The sequence below is a fragment of the Shinella daejeonensis genome, from assembly GCF_024281235.1.
GTDB classification, from domain to species: domain Bacteria; phylum Pseudomonadota; class Alphaproteobacteria; order Rhizobiales; family Rhizobiaceae; genus Shinella; species Shinella daejeonensis.
This window is the reverse complement of the sequence record NZ_JAHWXY010000002.1, coordinates 688,352-708,067: the sequence shown is the minus strand read 5'-3', so window position 1 is coordinate 708,067 and position 19,716 is coordinate 688,352. Positions and strand designations below refer to the sequence as shown.

19 protein-coding genes are annotated in these 19,716 nt (G+C 63.7%); 8 read left to right on the top strand and 11 right to left on the bottom strand.

Annotated elements, in window-relative coordinates; all coding sequences use genetic code 11:
* The first annotated feature begins 64 nt into the window (after positions 1-64).
* Positions 65-367 carry a hypothetical protein gene (locus KYK29_RS09835; protein ID WP_254690702.1) on the top strand — a complete coding sequence of 101 codons (303 nt, stop codon included), beginning with the start codon at positions 65-67 and terminating at the stop codon, positions 365-367.
* Positions 368-771: 404 nt separating this feature from the next.
* Here the strand turns inward: KYK29_RS09835 and KYK29_RS09830 are convergent, their stop codons facing one another.
* From KYK29_RS09830 to KYK29_RS09805, 6 genes are all read right to left on the bottom strand, one after another.
* Positions 772-1,731 carry a sugar phosphate isomerase/epimerase family protein gene (locus KYK29_RS09830; protein ID WP_254690701.1) on the bottom strand — a complete coding sequence of 320 codons (960 nt, stop codon included), beginning with the start codon at positions 1,729-1,731 and terminating at the stop codon, positions 772-774.
* Positions 1,732-1,739: 8 nt separating this feature from the next.
* A complete protein-coding gene (locus tag KYK29_RS09825) occupies positions 1,740-2,750 on the bottom strand; it encodes a Gfo/Idh/MocA family oxidoreductase (protein WP_254690700.1) in 1,011 nt (336 codons plus the stop codon).
* A gap of 10 nt (positions 2,751-2,760) precedes the next feature.
* Positions 2,761-3,735, bottom strand: a complete 975-nt coding sequence (locus KYK29_RS09820) for an ABC transporter permease (RefSeq protein WP_254690699.1) — start codon at positions 3,733-3,735, stop codon at positions 2,761-2,763.
* A complete protein-coding gene (locus KYK29_RS09815) occupies positions 3,735-4,511 on the bottom strand; it encodes an ATP-binding cassette domain-containing protein (RefSeq protein WP_254690698.1) in 777 nt (258 codons plus the stop codon). The genes KYK29_RS09820 and KYK29_RS09815 overlap by 1 nt, the downstream gene beginning before the upstream one ends.
* A 17-nt stretch (positions 4,512-4,528) precedes the next feature.
* On the bottom strand, positions 4,529-5,485 hold the full coding sequence (locus KYK29_RS09810; protein WP_254690697.1) for an ABC transporter permease: 957 nt from the start codon (positions 5,483-5,485) through the stop codon (positions 4,529-4,531).
* 102 nt (positions 5,486-5,587) lie between these two features.
* Complete coding sequence (locus tag KYK29_RS09805) at positions 5,588-6,622, bottom strand: sugar ABC transporter substrate-binding protein (RefSeq protein ID WP_254690696.1); 1,035 nt, start codon at positions 6,620-6,622, stop codon at positions 5,588-5,590.
* A 205-nt stretch (positions 6,623-6,827) separates the two neighbouring features.
* Between KYK29_RS09805 and KYK29_RS09800 the strand changes: the two genes are divergently transcribed.
* From KYK29_RS09800 to KYK29_RS09770, 7 genes are all read left to right on the top strand, one after another.
* A complete protein-coding gene (locus KYK29_RS09800) occupies positions 6,828-7,847 on the top strand; it encodes a LacI family DNA-binding transcriptional regulator (RefSeq protein ID WP_254690695.1) in 1,020 nt (339 codons plus the stop codon).
* Between the two features lie 250 nt (positions 7,848-8,097).
* Positions 8,098-9,201, top strand: a complete 1,104-nt coding sequence (locus tag KYK29_RS09795; RefSeq protein ID WP_254690694.1) for an ABC transporter ATP-binding protein — start codon at positions 8,098-8,100, stop codon at positions 9,199-9,201.
* A 2-nt stretch (positions 9,202-9,203) separates the two neighbouring features.
* Positions 9,204-10,130 carry an ABC transporter permease gene (locus tag KYK29_RS09790; protein ID WP_254690693.1) on the top strand — a complete coding sequence of 309 codons (927 nt, stop codon included), beginning with the start codon at positions 9,204-9,206 and terminating at the stop codon, positions 10,128-10,130.
* On the top strand, positions 10,123-10,935 hold the full coding sequence (locus KYK29_RS09785; RefSeq protein ID WP_254690692.1) for an ABC transporter permease: 813 nt from the start codon (positions 10,123-10,125) through the stop codon (positions 10,933-10,935). The genes KYK29_RS09790 and KYK29_RS09785 overlap by 8 nt, the downstream gene beginning before the upstream one ends.
* A 17-nt stretch (positions 10,936-10,952) precedes the next feature.
* Positions 10,953-11,987 carry an extracellular solute-binding protein gene (locus KYK29_RS09780; RefSeq protein WP_254690691.1) on the top strand — a complete coding sequence of 345 codons (1,035 nt, stop codon included), beginning with the start codon at positions 10,953-10,955 and terminating at the stop codon, positions 11,985-11,987.
* A 76-nt stretch (positions 11,988-12,063) separates the two neighbouring features.
* The gene (locus tag KYK29_RS09775; RefSeq protein ID WP_254690690.1) at positions 12,064-13,245 is read left to right on the top strand and encodes a serine hydrolase domain-containing protein; all 1,182 of its coding nucleotides are present in this window, start codon (positions 12,064-12,066) and stop codon (positions 13,243-13,245) included.
* 19 nt (positions 13,246-13,264) lie between these two features.
* Positions 13,265-14,938: an amidohydrolase gene (locus tag KYK29_RS09770; protein ID WP_254690689.1), complete on the top strand. Its 1,674-nt coding sequence runs from the start codon at positions 13,265-13,267 to the stop codon at positions 14,936-14,938.
* A gap of 22 nt (positions 14,939-14,960) precedes the next feature.
* On the opposite strand, the gene KYK29_RS09765 is transcribed toward KYK29_RS09770, so the two are convergent.
* From KYK29_RS09765 to KYK29_RS09745, 5 genes are all read right to left on the bottom strand, one after another.
* Positions 14,961-15,743 (bottom strand): carbon-nitrogen hydrolase family protein, encoded by a 783-nt coding sequence (locus tag KYK29_RS09765; RefSeq protein WP_254690688.1) that lies wholly within the window; start codon positions 15,741-15,743, stop codon positions 14,961-14,963.
* Positions 15,744-15,801: 58 nt separating this feature from the next.
* Positions 15,802-16,599 carry an ABC transporter permease gene (locus KYK29_RS09760; RefSeq protein ID WP_254690687.1) on the bottom strand — a complete coding sequence of 266 codons (798 nt, stop codon included), beginning with the start codon at positions 16,597-16,599 and terminating at the stop codon, positions 15,802-15,804.
* Entirely contained in the window at positions 16,596-17,450 is an 855-nt protein-coding gene (locus KYK29_RS09755) for an ABC transporter permease (RefSeq protein ID WP_254690686.1), read from the bottom strand. Before KYK29_RS09755 ends, KYK29_RS09760 begins: the two co-directional genes overlap by 4 nt.
* Positions 17,447-18,484, bottom strand: a complete 1,038-nt coding sequence (locus KYK29_RS09750) for an ABC transporter ATP-binding protein (protein WP_254690685.1) — start codon at positions 18,482-18,484, stop codon at positions 17,447-17,449. The genes KYK29_RS09755 and KYK29_RS09750 overlap by 4 nt, the downstream gene beginning before the upstream one ends.
* A 104-nt stretch (positions 18,485-18,588) precedes the next feature.
* Positions 18,589-19,677, bottom strand: a complete 1,089-nt coding sequence (locus KYK29_RS09745; RefSeq protein WP_302795450.1) for an ABC transporter substrate-binding protein — start codon at positions 19,675-19,677, stop codon at positions 18,589-18,591.
* Between the last annotated feature and the right edge of the window lie 39 nt (positions 19,678-19,716).

Sequence of the window (19,716 nt, the reverse complement as noted above, 5' to 3'; positions counted from 1 at the left end):
CGGGAACATAGCGGCGCGCCGCAAGTTTCCCTTGCTGCAATCCCGTTCACCAGGAGAAGAAATAATGGCTGACGAAAAAAGCACCGGCGAAAAGCAACCGCTCGGCCTCGCAGAAGGCGCAAATGGCAACGAAGCCGGGAAAGCCGATGCCGAAGCGGCCGTACGCGAGCAGCTTGAAGCGCTCAAGGCGGAGATGATCCGGCTGAAGGAAACCGCCGGCCTGCTTGCGGAAGGCACCGGTCAACTGGCTGTGGCGCAGGCGCGATCGCTGCGCCAGGACCTGCGCGAGGCCGTTCAGGCCAATCCGCTGGCGACGCTGGCCGGTGCGGCCTTCATCGGTTATCTCTTCGGTCTGCGTCATCGCTGAAGGGGCGTCCGGGAAGCCTTTTGCTTCCCGGCAACTCTCCGGGGGCCGGATGCTGCAAATGCCGGCGGAACGCCAGTCGCATGTCCCCAAATCCCCTATAGCCGGCCCGGACGGAAAGCCGGGAAACCGTGCCGGCCGAAACGCCGCACAACCGGGCCACCGATTGAAGCGTGCCGAAAGCCAGCGCCGCAGGACAATGCAGCACCATGCGCATCACCTGTTCCTGCGGCCCGGTGAAGACGAGTTGACGCCGGACGATCCTCTGCTTCAATTCGTGGACGCTTTGAAGCGGCTCAGCGTGCGAGCGGGACGACATGCCGGACACTCCCTGATGACAACTCCCGCAAGCGGCCTCGTTTCTACCGGCCGACGGCCTTCCCCACCTTGTGAAGGAAGGCCCGATCTCAGATCGCCTGAAGACTGAAATCTCCGGCAGCGACCGGCATCACGCCTTTCAGGAGCGCAACCGACTTTTCGAGCCCTTCGAAACTGTTAAGCAGCACGTCCTCATGCTCGATCGACAGCCAGCCGTCATAGCCGGCCATGCGGAGCCGGTAGCAGAATTGCCGCCACCATTCCTCGCCGTGGCCGAAACCGAGCGTGACATAGGACCAACTGCGCGCGGGGATATCCGTCAGCGAGCCGTTTTCCAGAAGGGAGGCCGTCGCCTGGACCGGGGCGTTCAGCATCGTATCCTTGGCGTGAACGTGATGGATGGCGCCGCCGAGCGCTTCGGCGGCGACAAGCGGATCGGCGCCCATCCAGAAGAGGTGGGACGGATCGAGGTTGGCGCCGATAACCGGGCCGATCGCATCGCGCAGCTTCAACAGCGACGGCACATTATAGACGCATTGGTTGCCGTGCAGTTCGATCGCGATGCGCTCGACACCGCTTTCCCGGGCGAGCGCGCCGATCCCGGTCCAGAACGGCAGGAGCTTTTCCTCCCACTGGTAGCGCAGGATTTCCTGCGTTTCCGGCGGCCAGGAGGAAACGACCCAATTCGGCATGAGATCGCCTTCTCGCCCCGCCGGCAGGCCGGACATGGTGCAGACCGTCCGGATCCCCATCTCGCCGGCGATGCGGATCGTATCCTTCAGGCATTCGGCCTGTTCGGGCTGGGTGGGATGGAGCGGATTGCCATTCGCGTTGAGGGCTGCGATTTCGAGGCCGCGTTCCGCGAAGGCCGCGGCAAAGGCGCGCCGCGCCGCAGCACTCTCCTTCATCGCCGCAAGGTCGAAATGCGGTGCCGTCGACCAGCCGCCCGCATTGATCTCGACACCGCAGACGCCGAGCCTTGCGGCGCTGTCGAGAAGTTCGGCAAAGCTTGCGCCGCCAAGGCTGTCGGAAACGAAACCCAGTTTCATGTCTTTTCCTAACGTCGGTAAAGCGACGGCCTTTCGGCCATCCGGATATCGATACGGCCGCCGGCCTCAAGAGCCTCGACCCCGGCCTCGGCCGCGACCGCGGCGCAATAGCCATCCCAGGCATCCGCGGCGATGGCCGAAAAGAGGCCGGTGCGGACAAAATTCACGAACGCCTTGTTCTGTAGCCTGTAGGCTTCCGCAAAACGCGGCCGCCAGTCCGGCGCATAGCGCTCGAACGCCATGAGGGCGGCATTGTGGCGGCTCGGTGCCGGCGCGTTCAGGAATACCGATCCCTTCTCCCCCACGAGTTCGCCCCGCACGTCATAGCCATAGGCGGCATTGTTGTTGACCTCGATATTGACGAGCTGTCCGGCTTGCGTTTCCAGAACCATGAAGACCGGCGCTCCGGTCCGCGAGGCATCGACACCGGCCGGCTGAAAGACCGAAATCGCGTGGTAATCCGTTCCAAGCACGAAACGCACCACGTCGAATTCATGCGGGGCGGAATTGGTGATCGCCATCTGCCCCGTAAAACTGGGGGGCGCCTCCACGTTACGATGGAAATTGTGCATCATGATCGCGCTGCCGAGGAAACCGTCGTCCAGCGCCATCTTCATTTCGCGGTAGGACGGATCGAAGCGACGCATGAAGCCGACCTGAACGAAGCGGCGGCCGCGCGCGACTTCCGCCTCGATGACGCCGAGGCATTCCGCGGAGTTCTGCGACAGCGGCTTTTCGCACAGGGCCGGCTTTCCCGCCGCGATCGCCGCCTGCGTCAGCGGCGCATGGGTCTCGTCCGGGCTGGCGATGAGAATGGCGTCGACGTCGGAACGCCGGAGCGTCGCGAAAGGGTCGGTCGCGGCATCGGCCGCGCCATGCGCCTCCGCCACCTGTTTCGCCCGCTCCGGCGAGGCGTCGCAGACGACCTGGAGGACGGCGCCGGGCACATCCTCCGCGACAAGCCGGGCATGATCGGCGCCCATGATGCCGGCGCCGATGATCGCTATTCTGACTGACATGCGGAATCCTTTATTTTTTGAGCGCCCATTGGCGCAGCGTCCGGTCGCCATAAGCCGCGATAACGACGACGAGGCCGAGGATCAGGAGGAACCATTGCGGCCGCACTCCCGTGACCACGAGATAGGACTGGATGGACGACAGGACGAAGGCCCCCATCAGCGCGCCGGGCAGGGAGATCCGCCCGCCGGCAAGCAGGCAACCGCCGAGCACGCAGGCGGCGATGGCCTGAAGCTCCATCAGCCGTCCCATCGAGCCGTCGGCAAAGCCGAGCTTGCCCGCCTCCAGCGCGCCGGCGAAGGCGGCCAGCATGCCGCAGATCACGAAAGTGACGAGCTTGACGCGATCCACCCGGACACCGCGGGAATGGGCGCTTTCCGCAGATCCGCCCACGGCAAGCAGCCGGTTGCCGAAGGGCATCGCCTTCAGCACGATCATCAGGACGACGAGGGCGCCGATCAGCCAGTAAAGCGCCGTGTTGAAGCGCAGGAATTCACCGCCTCCGAAGAGGAAATAGGCCCAGCCCTTGCGATCGGCATAGGGAATGGAGAAGGAAAACCCTTCCGTCAGCGCGATGGCGATGCCGCGGAAGATCATCAGCGTTCCAAGCGTGATGATGAGCGACGGCGTGCCGCTGCGGGTGACCAGCAGCCCGTTGAACAGGCCGATGGCGGCTCCGACCGCAAGCGCTGCGAAAACCGCGACGACGGGATCGATCTGCATGGCCAGCCACAGATAGGCCAATGCGCCCATGCCGAAGGTCGAACCGACGGAGATATCGATCTCGCCCGTTCCGATGACCAGCGCCACCCCGAGGCTCATCAGTCCGAGCGTCGCCGTCATCTGGAGGATGGTGCCGATATTGTAGAGATTGGCCCATCGCCCCTCCGAGGTGGTGGCGAAAATGACGATCAGGACCGCCCCGATCAGGAAGATGCCGAGTTCGGAATGGCGGCGGATGAGGGGTTTGGCAGCCTGGAGCGCCATCAGACCGCCTCCTGCTTCTCGATGACCCGGCCGCCCTGGCGGATGACCTCCTCCAGTTCCTCGGCCGACATGGAATCCGTCATGGCGTCGGCGACCTTCTCGCCGTTCTCCATGATGACGATGCGGTCGGCGAGCTTGTGCACCTGGAAGATGTCATGCGTGATATAGATCACCAGCAGGCCCTGCTCCTTCAGTTGCACGGCCAGTTCGTTGACATGCTCGCGCTCGCGCACAGACAGGTGGTTCGTCGGCTCGTCCATGATGACGACGCGGTTCTTGAATTCGACCGCACGGCCGATCTTGACCGATTGACGCTCGCCGCCCGACAGGCGCTCCACCTCGTCGTCGGCCGAAACATTGTCCCGCAGGCCGAACTGCCGGATGACCTTTGTGGACATGTCCCGCATCCGGCTGAAGTCCAGGAAGGGAACGCCGAGGAAACGCTTCACCGGTTCCCGGCCGAGATAGAAATTCCGGGCGATCGACAGGTTGTCGCAAAGCCCGACGGACTGCTGGATCGTCTCGATCCCCTGGTCGATGGCGAGCTTGGGGTGGAATTTCACGATCTTCCGTCCGTCGAAGAACACCTCCCCGGAGGTCGGCGTATGGATGCCGCAGAGGACGCGGATCAGCGTGGTCTTGCCGGCGCCATTGTCGCCGACGAGGCCGACCAGTTCGCCGGCGTGGAAATCGACCGAGACATTCTTGAGGGCGTGAAAGGCGCCGAAGTAGAGATCGAGGTTGCGCACCTGGATCAGCGGTTGATTGTTCGTCATTTACGCGTCCTCCCGCATCACACGCTATGGCCGAGAAAGCGGGCCAGTTTCTGGTTGAAGATGACCGCCACGATTAGGACCGCACCGACGAAGGTGATGTACCAGGAGGACGGCGCACCGAGCGCGATCAGTTCGTAGCGGAAGCTTACCACGATCAGCGCTCCGAGAATGGCGCCGAGGATCGAGCCGCGGCCCCCGCTCAGGAGACAGCCGCCGATAACCGCGGCGGCGATGGCCTCCAGCTCCATGTTCTCCCCGAGCGTGACATGGGTCTGCGGCTGGTTGCAGAGCGTCAGGATACCGGCGAAGCCCGCAAGCAGCGAACACAGCACGAAGGCCCATATCTTGACGCGATCCGTGCGAACGCCGCGCGATTCCGCGCTCTCCCGGCTGCCGCCGGTCGCCAGCAGGCGGTTGCCGAACGGCATGCGCCAGAGCACGACGGACAGAAGCCCCGCCACGAAGACCAGCCAGAAGATCGCCGCCTCGATGCCCAACAGTTCGCCCCCGAACAGCCGGGTGAGCGGATGCAGGCGCGCATCGGCCGAGAAATTATGGATGGCGCCGCCCGTCCAGACGTAGATCACCCCGCGCACGGCGAAGAGACCGCCGAGCGTGACGATCATCGACGGCAACTGCCCCTTGACGACGGCGACACCCTGAAGGACGCCCACAAACGCCGCCATGGCCATCGCGACGAGAAAGGAGCCGGGCACGCCGAGCGCCGGTTCCAGCGTGATGAAGGCCACCCCCGCCAGCCCGTAGACCGAGCCGACCGACAGGTCGATTTCCCTGGTCATGATGACCAGCGCCTGGCCGATGGCCACGAAGGCCAGAATGGCGGTGAACTGGGTGACGTTGGCGAGCGTCTGGATTGTCCACCAACCGGAAAAGTCGATCAGGGTGAAAGCGGCGAGCATGACGGCAACGCCGATGATCGCGCCGAGCCCCTGGCTTCGCACAAGCTGTTTCATGAGATAACGCTCGCTCGTTTCATGGCGCGGCCGCAGGCGCGCGAGAAATCGGGAGCAGCCGGAACCTTGCGGCGACCGGCTGCCCCACGCGGGAGGAACCCCTTACCAGGTGTTCTGCTCGTCGTAGGCCTTGTCGCCGAAGACGCCGCGGACCAGCTCGGCCCATTTGTCGGCGTTATCCTTCGTGATGATGACCGGGCCCGTCAGAATATCCGACTGCGGCGCATAGCCGAATTCCTTGTTCCAGTAGAGCCATTCCATCGGCGCATAGCCCTGCAACCAGAAGCCCTGGCTGTTCGTCGCCAGAACGTGGCCCGCACGCACCCCCTCGATCGAGACCGGACCCTCGTCGACGGTCAGGACCGTCACGCCCTTGTCGTCGACGTCGGGATCGAGCTTCATGTCGTTGGCAACACCCCAGGCCCAGGGCGACGACCAGCCGGCGACGGTGAAGATATAGTTGGTGTCCGGATTGGCCTGGAGAAAGGATTGCAACGTGTTGCGAGCGGTGGCGGGCTCGGCGCCGATGAACAGTTCATCGAACTTGGCGCCTGCGGCCTCCATCACTTCCTTCATGCCGGCGCAGCGCGCCTTGAGGCCCTGGTGGGCGGAATCATGGCTGGCGCAGACGATCCGCGTCGGCTTCGGAATCTCGCCGGCTTCCGCCTGTGCGACCGCATATTCGCCGAGCTTCTTGCCGGTGAGATATTCGTCGCCGCCGACATAGGTCAGATAGGGGATCCGCTCGCCTTCCGGACGGCCGTCGGCGATGTTGAAGGCGACGACCGGAATGCCGGCCTCGATGGCGCGCCGCAGCGGCCCTTCGAAAGCGTCGGAGCTGACGATCGGCACGGCGATGCCGTCCGGCTGGGTGGAGATCGCCTGTTCGAGAAGGCGCACATGCTCCTGCACCGAGTAATTGTTGGTGGAAATATACTCCGTCTTGACGTTCGGGTACTTCTTCTCGAACTCCGCCAGCGACATGGTCAGCCAGTTCATGTTCGGATCGTTCGATCCGATATGGGAAACCATGACGAAGCGATATTCTTTCTCGCTGTCCTGCGCATGGGCGGCGCCGCCGATGAAAATGGCGGCTGCCGCCAGTGCCGAAAGCAGCACGGGTGTCCTGATTTTCATGATGTCCTCCTCCAAATGACATTGTCATTATTCCGGATTCAAAACACATCCTTCAAGTTCGAAGTCGTCATATTTTGATTGGAAATACATCAAAAATTCATATTTGCTAAATTTCACGCCAATGCTTAGGAAAGCAGCGATTGTAAAACCGATGACAGGCAATAATGATGTGCCAGCCATCAAATTTTTTGGAGAATTCGCCCCTATGCGCCTCAACGGACAGGGATGGAAGGGACCGACGATCCCCGAAATCGCAAAACTGGCGGGCGTCGGTCCCGCGACCGTCGACCGTGTGCTCAACAACCGCAACGGCGTGCGGGAGAAGACCCGCACCAAGGTCATGGATGCGCTGAAAAAGCTCTCTTCCGAACATTCCGAAAGAAACAGGCCGCTTCTCATCCGCCTTTTCTGCGATTCCGGGGAAGCGTTCAACGCGGCCATGGAGACCGCCACGACCGATGTGAACCGCTCGGTGCCCGGCATCGACGTCGAGGGCACCTTTATCTTCACCAATGAAGTCGACCCCAACGCCTTCGCCCGGCAGATCGAGAAGGACGGCAGCGAAGCCGACGGCGTCGTCGTCATCGCCCGGGAGCATCCGGCCTTCAATCGCGCCATCCGCAAGCTGCGCAGCTTCGGCATCCCGGTGGTATGCCTGACCTCCGACCTGCCCAGTTCACGCCGCAGCGCCTATGTCGGCAACGACCAATATGCCGCCGGCAGCGTCGCGGCCCTCCTGATCGGCCACGCCCTGCCGAAGGAACCGAACAGCGTCTTGATCGTCATGAGCGCCCCCTTCCGCAGCCAGCAGGAGCGGGAGATGGGGTTCCGGCGCGTGTTGCGCTCCGATTTTCCCTATCTGAAGCTTGAGGAGCGGCTGATCACCAACGACCGCCCCGACGGCACCAGCGAACAGGTGAGCCGCTATTTCGAGACGAACGGCTATCCCGCCGCCATCTACAATGTCGCCGGCGGCAACCGCGGCGTCGCCCGGGCGCTGGAGAAAGCCGGCCGGGCCGACACCACCATCTTCGTCGGTCATGAACTGACGAACTATTCGCGCACCCTGCTGGAAGCGGGCGCCATGGACTATGTCATCTCACACGACTTCACCGAGGAACTGGCGGCGGCGGTGAAATGGATCCGGGACAATCTCGACGGGGTGAACGTGGAGCCGAACTATTCCCAGATCCTGATAAACACCCGCTATAATTGCGGCCTGTGATCCCCCCGCACCAGACCGGAAAGCCGGCTGGGCGCGCCTTTTCATCGGACACGGGCTGCAAACGGGGATTGATGAAAGGCCCGGCGGGTAGCGCGGAAAGACCCCTTTACAGGCCGGCAAAGACTTGCTTTGATCGTGATCATAAACAAGACAATAATATCACATGAAGCCGTGAAACAGAGCCTGTGCCGGCTCGCCGTCCAGAGGGGAAGAGGAGATCCCGGCTGGAGGGATGAAAAACGGGGAACGGATGACCATATCCCGCGCGACCGCAGCCCATGGCGGCACGATCGGCCTGCATGGCATCAAGAAAAGGTTCGGCTCCTTCCAGGCCGTCGACGACGTCACGCTGGATATCCGTTCCAATGAATTCTTCACGCTTCTGGGACCGTCCGGTTGTGGCAAGACGACGCTCCTGCGGATGATCGCAGGCTTCGAACTGCCGACGGAAGGCCGTGTTCTGCTCGACGGCGCCGACATCTCCGGCCTCCTGCCCAACCAGCGGCCCGTCAACACGGTCTTCCAGAACTACGCGCTTTTCCCGCATCTGAGCGTCGCCGAAAACATCGGTTTCGGGCTGAAGATGCTCGGCAGGCCGAAAAGCGAGGTCGGAGCGGTCGTCGCCGACATGCTGAAGCTCGTCCATCTGGAGGGTCGCGGCGACCACCCGGTGACGCAGCTCTCCGGCGGCCAGCAGCAACGCGTGGCGCTTGCCCGGGCGCTGGCGCCGCGGCCCAAGGTGCTGCTGCTCGACGAGCCGCTTTCGGCGCTCGACCTCAAGTTGCGCAAATCGATGCAGATCGAACTGAAGCGGCTTCAGGCGGAAACCGGCATCACCTTCGTCTTCGTCACCCACGACCAGGAAGAAGCGCTGACCATGTCGGATCGCATCGCCGTCATGTCCGAAGGACAGGTGCGGCAGGTGGGCACGGCCCGCGAAATCTACGACCGCCCCGCCGACCGCTTCGTCGCCGATTTCATCGGCGAGACCAATTTCCTGACCGGCACCGTCGAAAGGACGGAAGGCCGGCGGGCGACCCTGCGGCTGGCCACCGGCGCGACGATAACGGCCGGCCTGCCGGACACCGCCACGCCCTCCGGCGCCGTGACGCTGGTGATCCGGCCCGAACATGCCGATCTTGTCACCGCCGGCGCGGGCACGATGGACGGGACGCTCGGCGACATCGTCTATTTCGGCACGGACACCCATTATCATGTGCATCTCGACGACGGGACGGATTTCATCGTGCGCCGGCAGAACAGCCGCGCCGGCAGCGAGGGCGACGCGCCCGAAACCGGCCACCGCATCGGCGTGCGTTTCAGCGACAACGCCGCGCAGATTCTGAAGGACTGATCATGGCGATCGATGCGCGGCAGATCGGCGAGGAGCGCCAGCGGAAAGAGATCCGGGACCGCTGGCTGCTCAGTGCGCCCGCCCTCTTTCTGATCGTGGCGGCCAGCGTCGGGCCGCTCGCCATCGTCGTGCTCTATTCCTTCCTCGCGCCCGGCAACTACGGCGACGTGAAATGGGCGTTTTCCACCGAAGGCTGGTTCAACGTCTTTCTGTCGCGGGACATCTTCGACGGCACGGTCTCGCTGGCCGACGCCCATTTCTCGATCATCTGGCGGAGCGTGAAGCTTGCCTTCATCACGACGCTGCTCTGCCTGATCTTCGGCTTTCCCACCGCCTATTTCATTGCCACACGCACGCCGCATACCCGGTCGCTGTGGCTTTTCCTCGTCACCATCCCCTTCTGGACGAACATGCTGATCCGCGCCTTCGCCATTCAGGAAGCGATCCGCAGCGAGGGCATCGTCAATACCGTGCTCATGACCCTCGGGCTGATCTCGACTCCGATCCAGATGCTGTTCACCGATTTCGCCGTGCTGCTCGGCATGACCTATGTGTTCCTGCCGCTGATGGTGCTGCCGCTCTACGCCAGCCTGGAAAAACTTGATTTCCGGCTGGTGGAGGCCGGCTACGACCTCTACGCCTCGCGCTTCGGCGTGCTCACCCGCATTGTCGTGCCGATGGTCAGGCCCGGCATCGTCGCCGGATCGATCCTCGTCTTCGTCCCCGCCCTCTCCTCCTATGTCATTCCCAGGGTGCTGGGCGGCGGCAAGGCGCTGATGATCGGCAATCTCATCGAATTGCAGTTCGGCCAGGGCCGAAACTGGCCGCTCGGCGCGGCGCTGTCCGTCGCGCTCGTCGTCGTCGTGCTCTTCGTGCTTCTGTTCTACGTGCGCAATACCGGAAAATCCGGAGGCGGCGCCCATGGCTAGGCCGTTCTCGATCAAGCGGCAGCCGGGCTTTGCGACCATCGCGATGCTGTGCTTCTTCCTGCTCTATCTGCCGATCGCCACGCTGGTGGTCTACGCCTTCAACGCCGGCGTCTCCATCGCCGTATGGGAAGGCTTCTCCTTCCGCTGGTTCGAAAGCGCCTGGAACAATGCGCAAGTCATCGAGGCCTCCTGGCGCTCGCTGAAAATCGCGGCGAGTGCTGCCGTCATCGCCACGACCTGCGCCACGCTCGCCGCGCTCGCCACCACGCGCACCGCCCCCTATCGCGGCCTCACCTTCAAATATTCCATCATCAACATGCCGCTGCTGGTGCCGGAGATCGTCACGGCGGTGGCGCTGCTCATTCTTTTCTCGCGCATCAAGGTGTGGACCGGCTATTCCGGCCTCGGCTACCTCATCCTCGCCCATTCGGCCTTCTGCGTGCCCTTCGCCTATCTGCCGATCCGCGCGCGGCTTGAAAGCATGGACCTGTCGCTGGAACGGGCGGCAGCGGATCTCTACGCCAGCCCCTTCCAGACCTTTCGCCATGTCACGCTGCCGTTGCTCTGGCCCGGTATCCTCGCCGGGCTCATGCTCGCCTTCGTGATTTCGCTCGATGACGTGGTCATCACCGAGTTCGTGAAGTCGGGCGGCCAGGACACGCTGCCGACCTATATGCTCGGACAGTTGCGCCGGGTGGTCACGCCGGAAATGAACGCGATCTCGACGGTCTTCCTCGTCCTGTCGCTGGCGATCGTGACACTCTTCTTCTTCCTCAGCAGGAACCCGCAGAAACAAAAGACCTAACCAACAGGAGAACGGCCATGCGATGCAAACTGGGATTGATGGCGCTTGCCGCGGGCCTCATGGCCACGACGGCCGTGGCGCATGCCGAAGGCGAGCTCAACATCTTCAACTGGGGCAATTACACCAGCCCCGAGATGATCAAGAAGTTCGAGGAAACCTATGACGTCAAGGTGACGATCACCGACTACGATTCCAACGACACCGCGCTTGCCAAGGTTCGCCAGGGCGGCCACGGTTTCGACATCGTCGTCCCTTCCGCCAACGTCATGCCGATCTGGATTTCGGAAGGCCTCCTCCTGGAGGCCCGGCCCGACCAGATGGAGAACTTCAAGAATGTCGATCCGCAATGGGTCGACGTGGTGTTCGATCCCGGCCGCCACTATTCGGTTCCCTGGCAATGGGGCACGACCGGCGTGATGGTCAACAAGAAGATCTATTCGGGCGATCCCAACACTTCCGCCATCTTCATGGACCCGCCGGAAGAACTGGTCGGCAAGGTCAACGTTCTGCCGGAGATGTCCGACGTCATTCACCTCGCCGTCGCCTATGTCGGCGGAAAGCCCTGCTCCGGCGATCTCGACATGCTCAAGAAGATGCGCGACAAGCTGAACGAGGCGAAGCCGAAATGGCTGTCGATGGACTACAGCTCCATCGAAAAGGTCGTGAAGGGCGATATTTCCGGCGGTGTGGAATGGAACGGCGCGGCCTTCCGCGCCCGCCTGCAAAATCCCGATATCGTCTATGGCTATCCGAAGGAAGGCTTCCCGATCTGGATGGACAACGCCGCCATCCTTGCCGATGCCCGCAACGTGGAAAACGCCAAGCTCTTCCTGAATTTCATCATGGAGCCGGAAAACGCCGCGATGCTTTCCTCCTTCGCCCGCTACGCTAACGGCATCAAGGGATCGGAAGCCTTCATGCCGGACGACATGAAGGATGCGCCCGAGATCGTGGTCCCCGAAGAACTGAAGGCCGCCGGCGAATTCAATCTCGCCTGCCCGCCGGAAGTCCAGGAGCTTTATACCAGGATCTGGACCGAGCTTCAGAAATAGGCGGCTTGCGCCGCCACCGACCAATAACGACCCACGCGGAAGGGCCACGCGCCTTTCCGCGTCTTGCGGATGGATCATGACCAAGACTTTCAAGGAACGGCACGGCTTTTCCCGCGCCGAGGTGACGCTGGCGAACTGGCGCACCGCCCCCTATAGCCGCTGGAGCTTCCAGAATGTCCGCGACCTCGTGCCGACGGCCGCCATCGCCGCCGCCGCCCCCGTCGCCGAAACCCCTCTCCCCTCGGACACTTTTCTCGATGCGCCGATGGAAACCGGACTTGCCGGCGCCGGCACGGCCCGCGCCTTCCTCGATTACGCCCATACCGACGCCTTCGTCCTGATGCGCAAGGGAGAGATCGTCGCGGAACATTATGCGGCGCATGCCGATAGCGATGCCGCCCACCTGATCTTCTCCATCTCCAAGTCGCTGACGGCCCTCATCTCGGGCATCCTCGAAGCGGAAGGCGTCATCGAGCCCGACCGGCCGGTGACCGACTATCTCCCGGAAGCGAAAGGCAGCGTCTATGGCGACTGCACCTATCGCGACGTGCTCGACATGCGCGTAAGCCTCGACTTCGAGGAAGCCTATCTCGACCCCTACGGTCTCTTCGCGCGCTATCGCCGCGCCATGCTCTGGAACCCGCCGCAGCCGGACACCGAACCGGAGACGCTCGCCGCTTTCCTGCTGACGCTCTCCAAGGCCGAGCGCCCGCATGGCGGTCCGTTCTATTATGCCTCGCCCAATGCCGACCTACTCGGCGTGATCATCGAGCGCGCGACGGGCGCGCGCTTCGGCGATCTCCTGTCGGAGCACGTCTGGAAGCCGATGGGCGCGAAGGGCGACGGCTGCGTGAGCGTCGATGCGATCGGCACGCCGCGCACGGCGGGCGGCGTCTGCGTGCGGGCACGCGACCTCGCCCGTCTCGGCGAATTGCTGCGCATGGACGGCGCAATCGAGGGCCGGCAGATCGTGCCGGCCGCCTGGATCGCCGACATGCGGCAGAACGGCGACCGCGAGGCCTGGCTTGCGGGCATGAATGTCGATCTGCCCAACGGGCGCTACCGCAGCCAGTGGTATCAGTCGGGCGAAGCCGACGGCGCCTTCTGCGCCATCGGCATCCATGGCCAGTGGCTTTATGTCGATCCGAGCGCGGAAACGGTGATCGTCAAACTGTCGTCGCAGCCCGATCCGCTGGGCGACGAGGACAATCAGGACATGTTCGCCTTCTTCCGCGCGCTCTGCCGCCGGACGTTCTGAACAACGGGAGGGATATGCGATGCAGACCGAAGCGAGCTTTATCATCCGCAACGCGCGGGTGCTGACGATGGACGACGCCCGTCCCCGGGCCGAAGCCATCGCAATCGGCGCCAACCGTATCCTGGCGGTCGGCTCGGAGGCGGAGGTGGATGCTTTCTCCGGCCCCGATACCCATGTCATCGACGCCCGGGGCGGATCGGTCCTGCCCGGCTTCAACGAAGCCCATATGCATATATTCGGCGGCTCGGCCGAACTCAGCGAACTGTCCCTGATGGGCATCAGGGGGTTCGACGCGCTGGACGCGGCCATCAAGGCCTATGCCGCGCAATATCCCGAGCGCCGGCTGCTGGTGGCGCAGCAGGCGGAATATACCATCCTCTCCGACCACGAACGGCTGACCCGCCATCATCTCGATCGCATCCTGCCGGACCGACCGCTCTTCCTCTGTGCCTACGATCATCACACCGGCTGGGCGAACACCGCCGCCCTGAAGATGGCGGGCATTCTCGAAGGAGGCGAAGTCGGGGTCGGCAACGAGATCGTCATGGGTGAGGACGGGCTGGCCAACGGCGAATTGCGCGAAAGCGACGCCATGGCGCCGGTCGCCGCTTTCGGCGAGAGCGGCGGACGCGACATGCTGGGTATCACCACCGGCGGCGATCCCGCGCATGTCACGGCGGAAGAGCGCGCAAGCGACATCGAGACACTGAAGAAGGGTCTTGCCTATGTCGCTTCCCTCGGCATCACATCGTTGCAGAACATGGACGGCAGCCTCTACCAGCTCGAACTTCTCGACGAGATCGAACGTACCACCGGGCTGCCGGTACGCGTGCGGATGCCCTTCCACATGAAGAATTTCATGCCGCTTTCCGATCTTACGGAGAAGGCCGCCGTCTGGCGCGCCCGCTTCAGCGGCGACCGGCTGCGCTGCGATTTCGTCAAGCTGTTCATGGACGGCGTCACCGAATCCGGCACCGCCGTCTTCATCGACGACTATTGCCACCGACCCGGCTGGAAGGGCGAACCGCTGTTCTCGCAGACGCATTTCGACACGATCGCCACCGCCGCAGACCGGCTCGGCCTGCAAATCGCCGTCCACGCCATCGGCGACGGCGCGGTGAACATGGTCCTGAACGGCTACGAGGCGGCGATCCGGGCCAACGGCCGGCGCGACAGCCGCCACCGCATCGAACATATCGAGGTGGTGCAGCCGTCCGACATTCCGCGTTTTCAGGCGCTTGGGACGGTCGCCTCGATGCAGCCCGTGCATCCGCCGGGCGTCGCGGGACTGCCGCTCGAACCCTATCTGTCCTATATCGGCGAGGATCGCTGGCCCCATGCCTTCGCATGGAAGACGCTGGTCGACGCGGGCACGAACATCGTCTTCGCCACCGACTGGCCGGTCTCCCCGCTCGATCCGATGAACTGCATCCAATGCGCCATGACCCGTCCCGTCTGGAAGGAGGGACTGGAAGACCAGCGCCTGTCCTTGCAGGAAACGCTCGCCGCCTATACGCGCACGGGGGCCTGGGTCGAATTCATGGAGGATCGCAAGGGCATGCTGAAGGCGGGCTATCTTGCCGATATCGTCGTCCTGTCCGCAAACGTCGAGACCTCACCGCACGACGAACTGGCCTCGATCCGGCCCGTCCTGACGATCTGCGATGGCCGCGTCACCCATCAGGCAGGGTAACGGGGCCGGCCGGCCTTTGCGATCAGCCGCCGAGGCGGGCCAGATCCTGAAGATAGCTGTTTTCGGCGCGCGAAGCCGCAAAATCGGCCGGCCGGATCTCGGCGAACAGCAGCGTCTCGCCTTCGTCCGGCCCGGCCGCCAGAACCGCTCCGTCCGGCGCCGCAATACAGGACAGGCCCGCATAGGAGAAGCGGTCGTCCGCGCCGCAGTGGTTGACATAGGCGACGAACGTCTGGTTCTCGAAGGCGCGCACCCGGATCATATGGCTGGCGATGAACGTTCCCGCGGCTCCCTTGGGCACCGCGGTCGGCACCACCACGAGATCCGCGCCCGCCAGCGCCAGGCGACGGACATTTTCCGGAAACTCCACATCGTAGCAGATCAGCATGCCGAGCCGGATGCCGCCCAGTTCGACCAGCACGGAACCCGGCGCATCGGCGCGGAACCAGCGACGCTCGTATTCGCCATAAAGATGGGACTTGCGATAGACCGCCTGCGTGCCGATGCCGTCGGTAAAGAGCGCACTATTGTAGAGATTTGCCCCTTCCCGCTCGGCGAAACCCGCAACGATCGCCAGACGGTTCTCCCGCGCAATGGCGCCGAGGCGCTGCGCGACCGGCCCCGAAGCCGGCGAACCGAGCCGTTCGAAGGCCGCATCCGCGCCATAGCCGGTGACCGCCAGTTCCGGCAGGATCAGCAGTTTCGCACCACCCGACGCGGCATCCGCCGCCGCCATGGCGATCCGCTCCAGATTGGTGTCCGGATCACCGGGAATCGCATGCATCTGAAAGGCGGCAATCCGCATCGGATCTCTCCCAAAACCCTGTGAGAAACACCGGAAAGCCGGCGTTTCAACGATTATCTCACTCGCGCGACGACATTGCGCCCAAGAGCTTCGGCAGGTCGCCGAACCGGGCGACCAGCCCGAAGATCGTCGCCGCGACGACGACGAACAGGATGGTCACCGACGCCATCGTCGGCGTGTAGCCGTAGCGCAGCGCGTTGAAGATCTTGATCGGCAGCGTCTCCAGCGTGAAACCGACGGTCATATAGGCCACGATATATTCGTTGAGCGACAGCACGAAGGCAAAGGCATAGCCCGAAACGAGATAAGGCCGGATCAGCGGCAGCACCACGGTGCGGAACACCGTCCTGTCGTCCGCGCCCATGGTCGCCGCAGCCTCGACGAGCGAGCGGTCGATGGAGGAAAAGCCGAGCGACAAGGTCACCAGCGGCAGCGTCACGAAGAAGATCGCGTGGCTGATCACCGCCGTCGCCGGCTGGCCGTAGAAGCCCGTCGTCGCCCAGAACGTCAGGAAGCCGAGCGCGGTGATGACCGGCGGCAGGGTGAAGGGCGCGATGCCGAGAAGCTGGAAGACATTGGCCCAGGGCGCATGCCGCCGCCACAGGAACCAGGCAAGCGGCAAGGCGATGATCAGGGCCAGCGCCGCCGAGAGGGCGGCGAGCGTCAGGGAGGCGATCAGGGCGCTGCGCCATTCCGGATTGGCGAAGATCTCACCGTACCAGGACAGCGAGAACCCCTGCGGCGGAAAGGCCAGCGTCTGCTTCTCGTTGACCGAGACACCGGCGACCACGATGAGCGGCATCGCCAGGAACAGGCCGAAGAGCGCGAAATAGCATCGTTGCAGGAACGTGTTCATGCCGCTTCTCCCTTGCGGCCGGCGTAGACCGTCAGCGCGACGAGCGCGAGCGTGACGAGCACGAGGAAGACGGCCATGGCCGCCGCGAACGGCATGTTCGACTGGTAGATCGCCTGATCGGTGATCAGCACCGAGAGCGTCCAGTGCTGCGGCCGGCCGAGAATCTGCGGCAGCAGATAGGAGCCGAGCGCGAAGATGAAGACCATGATCAGCGTGGCGAGGATGGTGTTGCGCAACGCCGGCACCACGACGGTGAAAAAGGCCCGAAGCGGCGATGCGCCAAGCGTGCGCGCGGCTTCGGTCAGGGTCGGATCGAGCCGCACGAGCGCCGGATAGAGGACGAGAACCGTATAGGGCAGCGCCTGATAGACCATGGCGGTCAGCACCGCGCCGAAACTCGGATTGAGCGCCACCGCCTCCGACATCAGGCCGAGGGCGACGAAGAGATTGGTAATGCCGGCCGTGCGGGAAAACAGCGTCGACCAGGCGAAACCGATGATCACCTCCGACAGCGACAGCACGGAAAGGAGCGCCACGAGCCAGAGGACCTGGGTCTTGCGGCGGGTGCGCGCCAGGAGATAGGTGAAGGGCACGGCCAGAACCACACAGCAGATCGCCACGGCGATGGCCAGAAACAGCGAGAAGCCGAGCACCTTGCCGAAGAACAGGCTGAGGAAGCGGGCGTAATTATCGAAGACGAAATCGGGCGTATAGAAGCCCGCCGGATCGCGGCGGAAGAAGGAAACGGCGATCATCGTGGCGAAGGGCACGACGAAGAAGACGATCAGCATGCCCGCCGGAAAGACCAGCGGGCCATAATCAGCGAGCTTCTGCGGCGGTTCGCGTCTCATGATTTCAGCACCACGCAGGCTTCGGGACGCAGCCGGACGCCGACCGGCTGGCCGACCGTCACATCGGGCCGCGCATGGGGCATGGAGACCGCGACGAGCTGCCTGCCGCCAACCTCGACGAAGGTCTCGACGGTGCCGCCGAGATCGCGAAGGAAGGTGACGACACCGGCAAGCGCACCGTTGCCGGGCGCCGTCAGTTCCAGGTCCTCGGGCCGCACGGACAGCACGCCGGAGGCCACGCCCGTTGGCGCGGCGAGCCCTTCGACCGTGGTGCCGAGCACCACGACCCGGCCGGCGCTGTCGACCGTGAAATCGACGAGGTTCGTCGAGCCGATGAAATCGGCGACGAAGGCGTCGGCGGGGCGGCGATAGATATCGACGGGCGGGGCGGCCTGCCGGATCCGGCCGCCATTCATCACGACCACCGTGTCGGCCATGGTCATCGCCTCGCGCTGGTCATGGGTGACGACGATCGTCGTGATGCCGAGCTGTTGCTGGAGCTGGCGCAGTTCCACCTGCATCGCTTCGCGCAACTTGGCGTCCAGCGCCGAAAGCGGCTCGTCCAGCAGGAAAAGCCGGGGCGAGATCGCCAGCGCCCGGGCGATGGCGACACGCTGGCGTTGGCCGCCGGAAAGCTTGCCGACCGGGCGATCCCCGAAGCCCTGGAGATGGATCATCGACAGAAGCTCGTCGACGCGTTTCCTCTGCTCTTCCTTGCCGATACCGCGAATGCGCAGCGAATAGGCGATATTCTCGCCGACGGTCAGGTGAGGAAAAAGCGCAAGCGACTGGAAGACCATGCCAAGATCGCGCTTGTGCGTCGGCACCTGCGTGATGTCGGCGCCATCGAGCCGGATTCCGCCGCTCGTCGGCAGGTCGAGGCCGGCGATCATGCGCATGAGGGTCGTCTTGCCGCAGCCCGAAGGGCCGAGCAGGCAGACGAAAGTGCCATGCGGCACCGAAAGGTCGACCTTGTCGACGGCCGTAAACGAGCCGAACTGCTTCGTCACGTTTTCGAGGGTCAGTCCGGGCATGGTCTCTCCGTTCGGCGCGCTCCGGTTTCAAAAGATCGAACCGGCATGCCGCGCCCCGAAGGACGCGACACAGCCGGCTGAAGGCAACAAGGTCTTCGGGCCTCTCAGCCCGCGATCATTTCCGTCCACTTCTGGTTCAGCCAGTCGGACTTGCTGGTATAGAGATCGTAACGCGGGATGATCGGCTCGATCTCGGAGGAAACGGCGGCAAATTCCTCCGCCGTCAGATCCAGCAGCTCGCGCTTGATCGTGGGGGCGGTGCCGACCTTGCGCGACAGCGCCGCCTGGATTTCCGGCTGGCACATGTAGTTGACGAAGAGATGGGCTTCTTCCGACTTCGTCGAGGCCCGCGACAGCGCCCAGCAGCCGGAATCCATGATGCCGCCCTCCTTCGGGAAGGTGGAGCGGACGGGATGGCCATCCATTGCCGCAAGGCCGGTCACGTCGTGATAATATTGCCCCATCGGGATTTCGCCGGACTTCAGGGCCTGTTCGAATTGCGCCTCGTCACGATACCACAGGCGGACGTTCGGCTTGACTTCCGCGAGTTTCTCGAAGGCCTTGATCTGGCCTTCCTCGGTGTCGAGCGCATTGGTGCCGCCGAAGAACGTCTTGGCCGTCACCTCCAGAAGGAAGGAGTTGGAGACCAGCGCCAGCAGGCCGAGCTTGTCGGCATTCGCCGGATCCCACAGCGCTTCCCAGGAGGTCGGCGCTTCGGGATAGACGTTCGTGTTGGTGACGAGCGTGATGTACCAGGCCACGGCCCCGATACCGGCGACGCGCCCGTCCGGATACTTGTTGACGAAATGGTCGATGAGATTGTCGTAATTGGAAAGCTTGGCCGGATCGAGAGGCGCCCAGAGGTCCGTCGCCTGGCCCTTCAGCATGGCCACCTGCGACATCATCGACAGGTCGGCGGGCGCCTGACCGGCGCGGGCCGCCTGCTCGAGTTGTACGAGCCAGGCCTCGCCCGTCGGCTCGGCGACGGATTCGACCGCGATACCGGTCGCCTTGGTGAATTCCGGGAAGATGTTCTTGTCGAAGGAATCCTTGAAATAGCCGCCGTAAACGCCGATCTTCAGCGACTTGTCCTGCGCGCGCAGCACCGCCGGCATCGCGAGCATCGATGCGCCGGCCACGCCTGCGCCGAGTATCGCGCGGCGGCTGACATTGGTCTTGAGGATATCACGCATATTGTTTCTCCTTTTTTCCGGACTGGCGGCGCCGGTCCG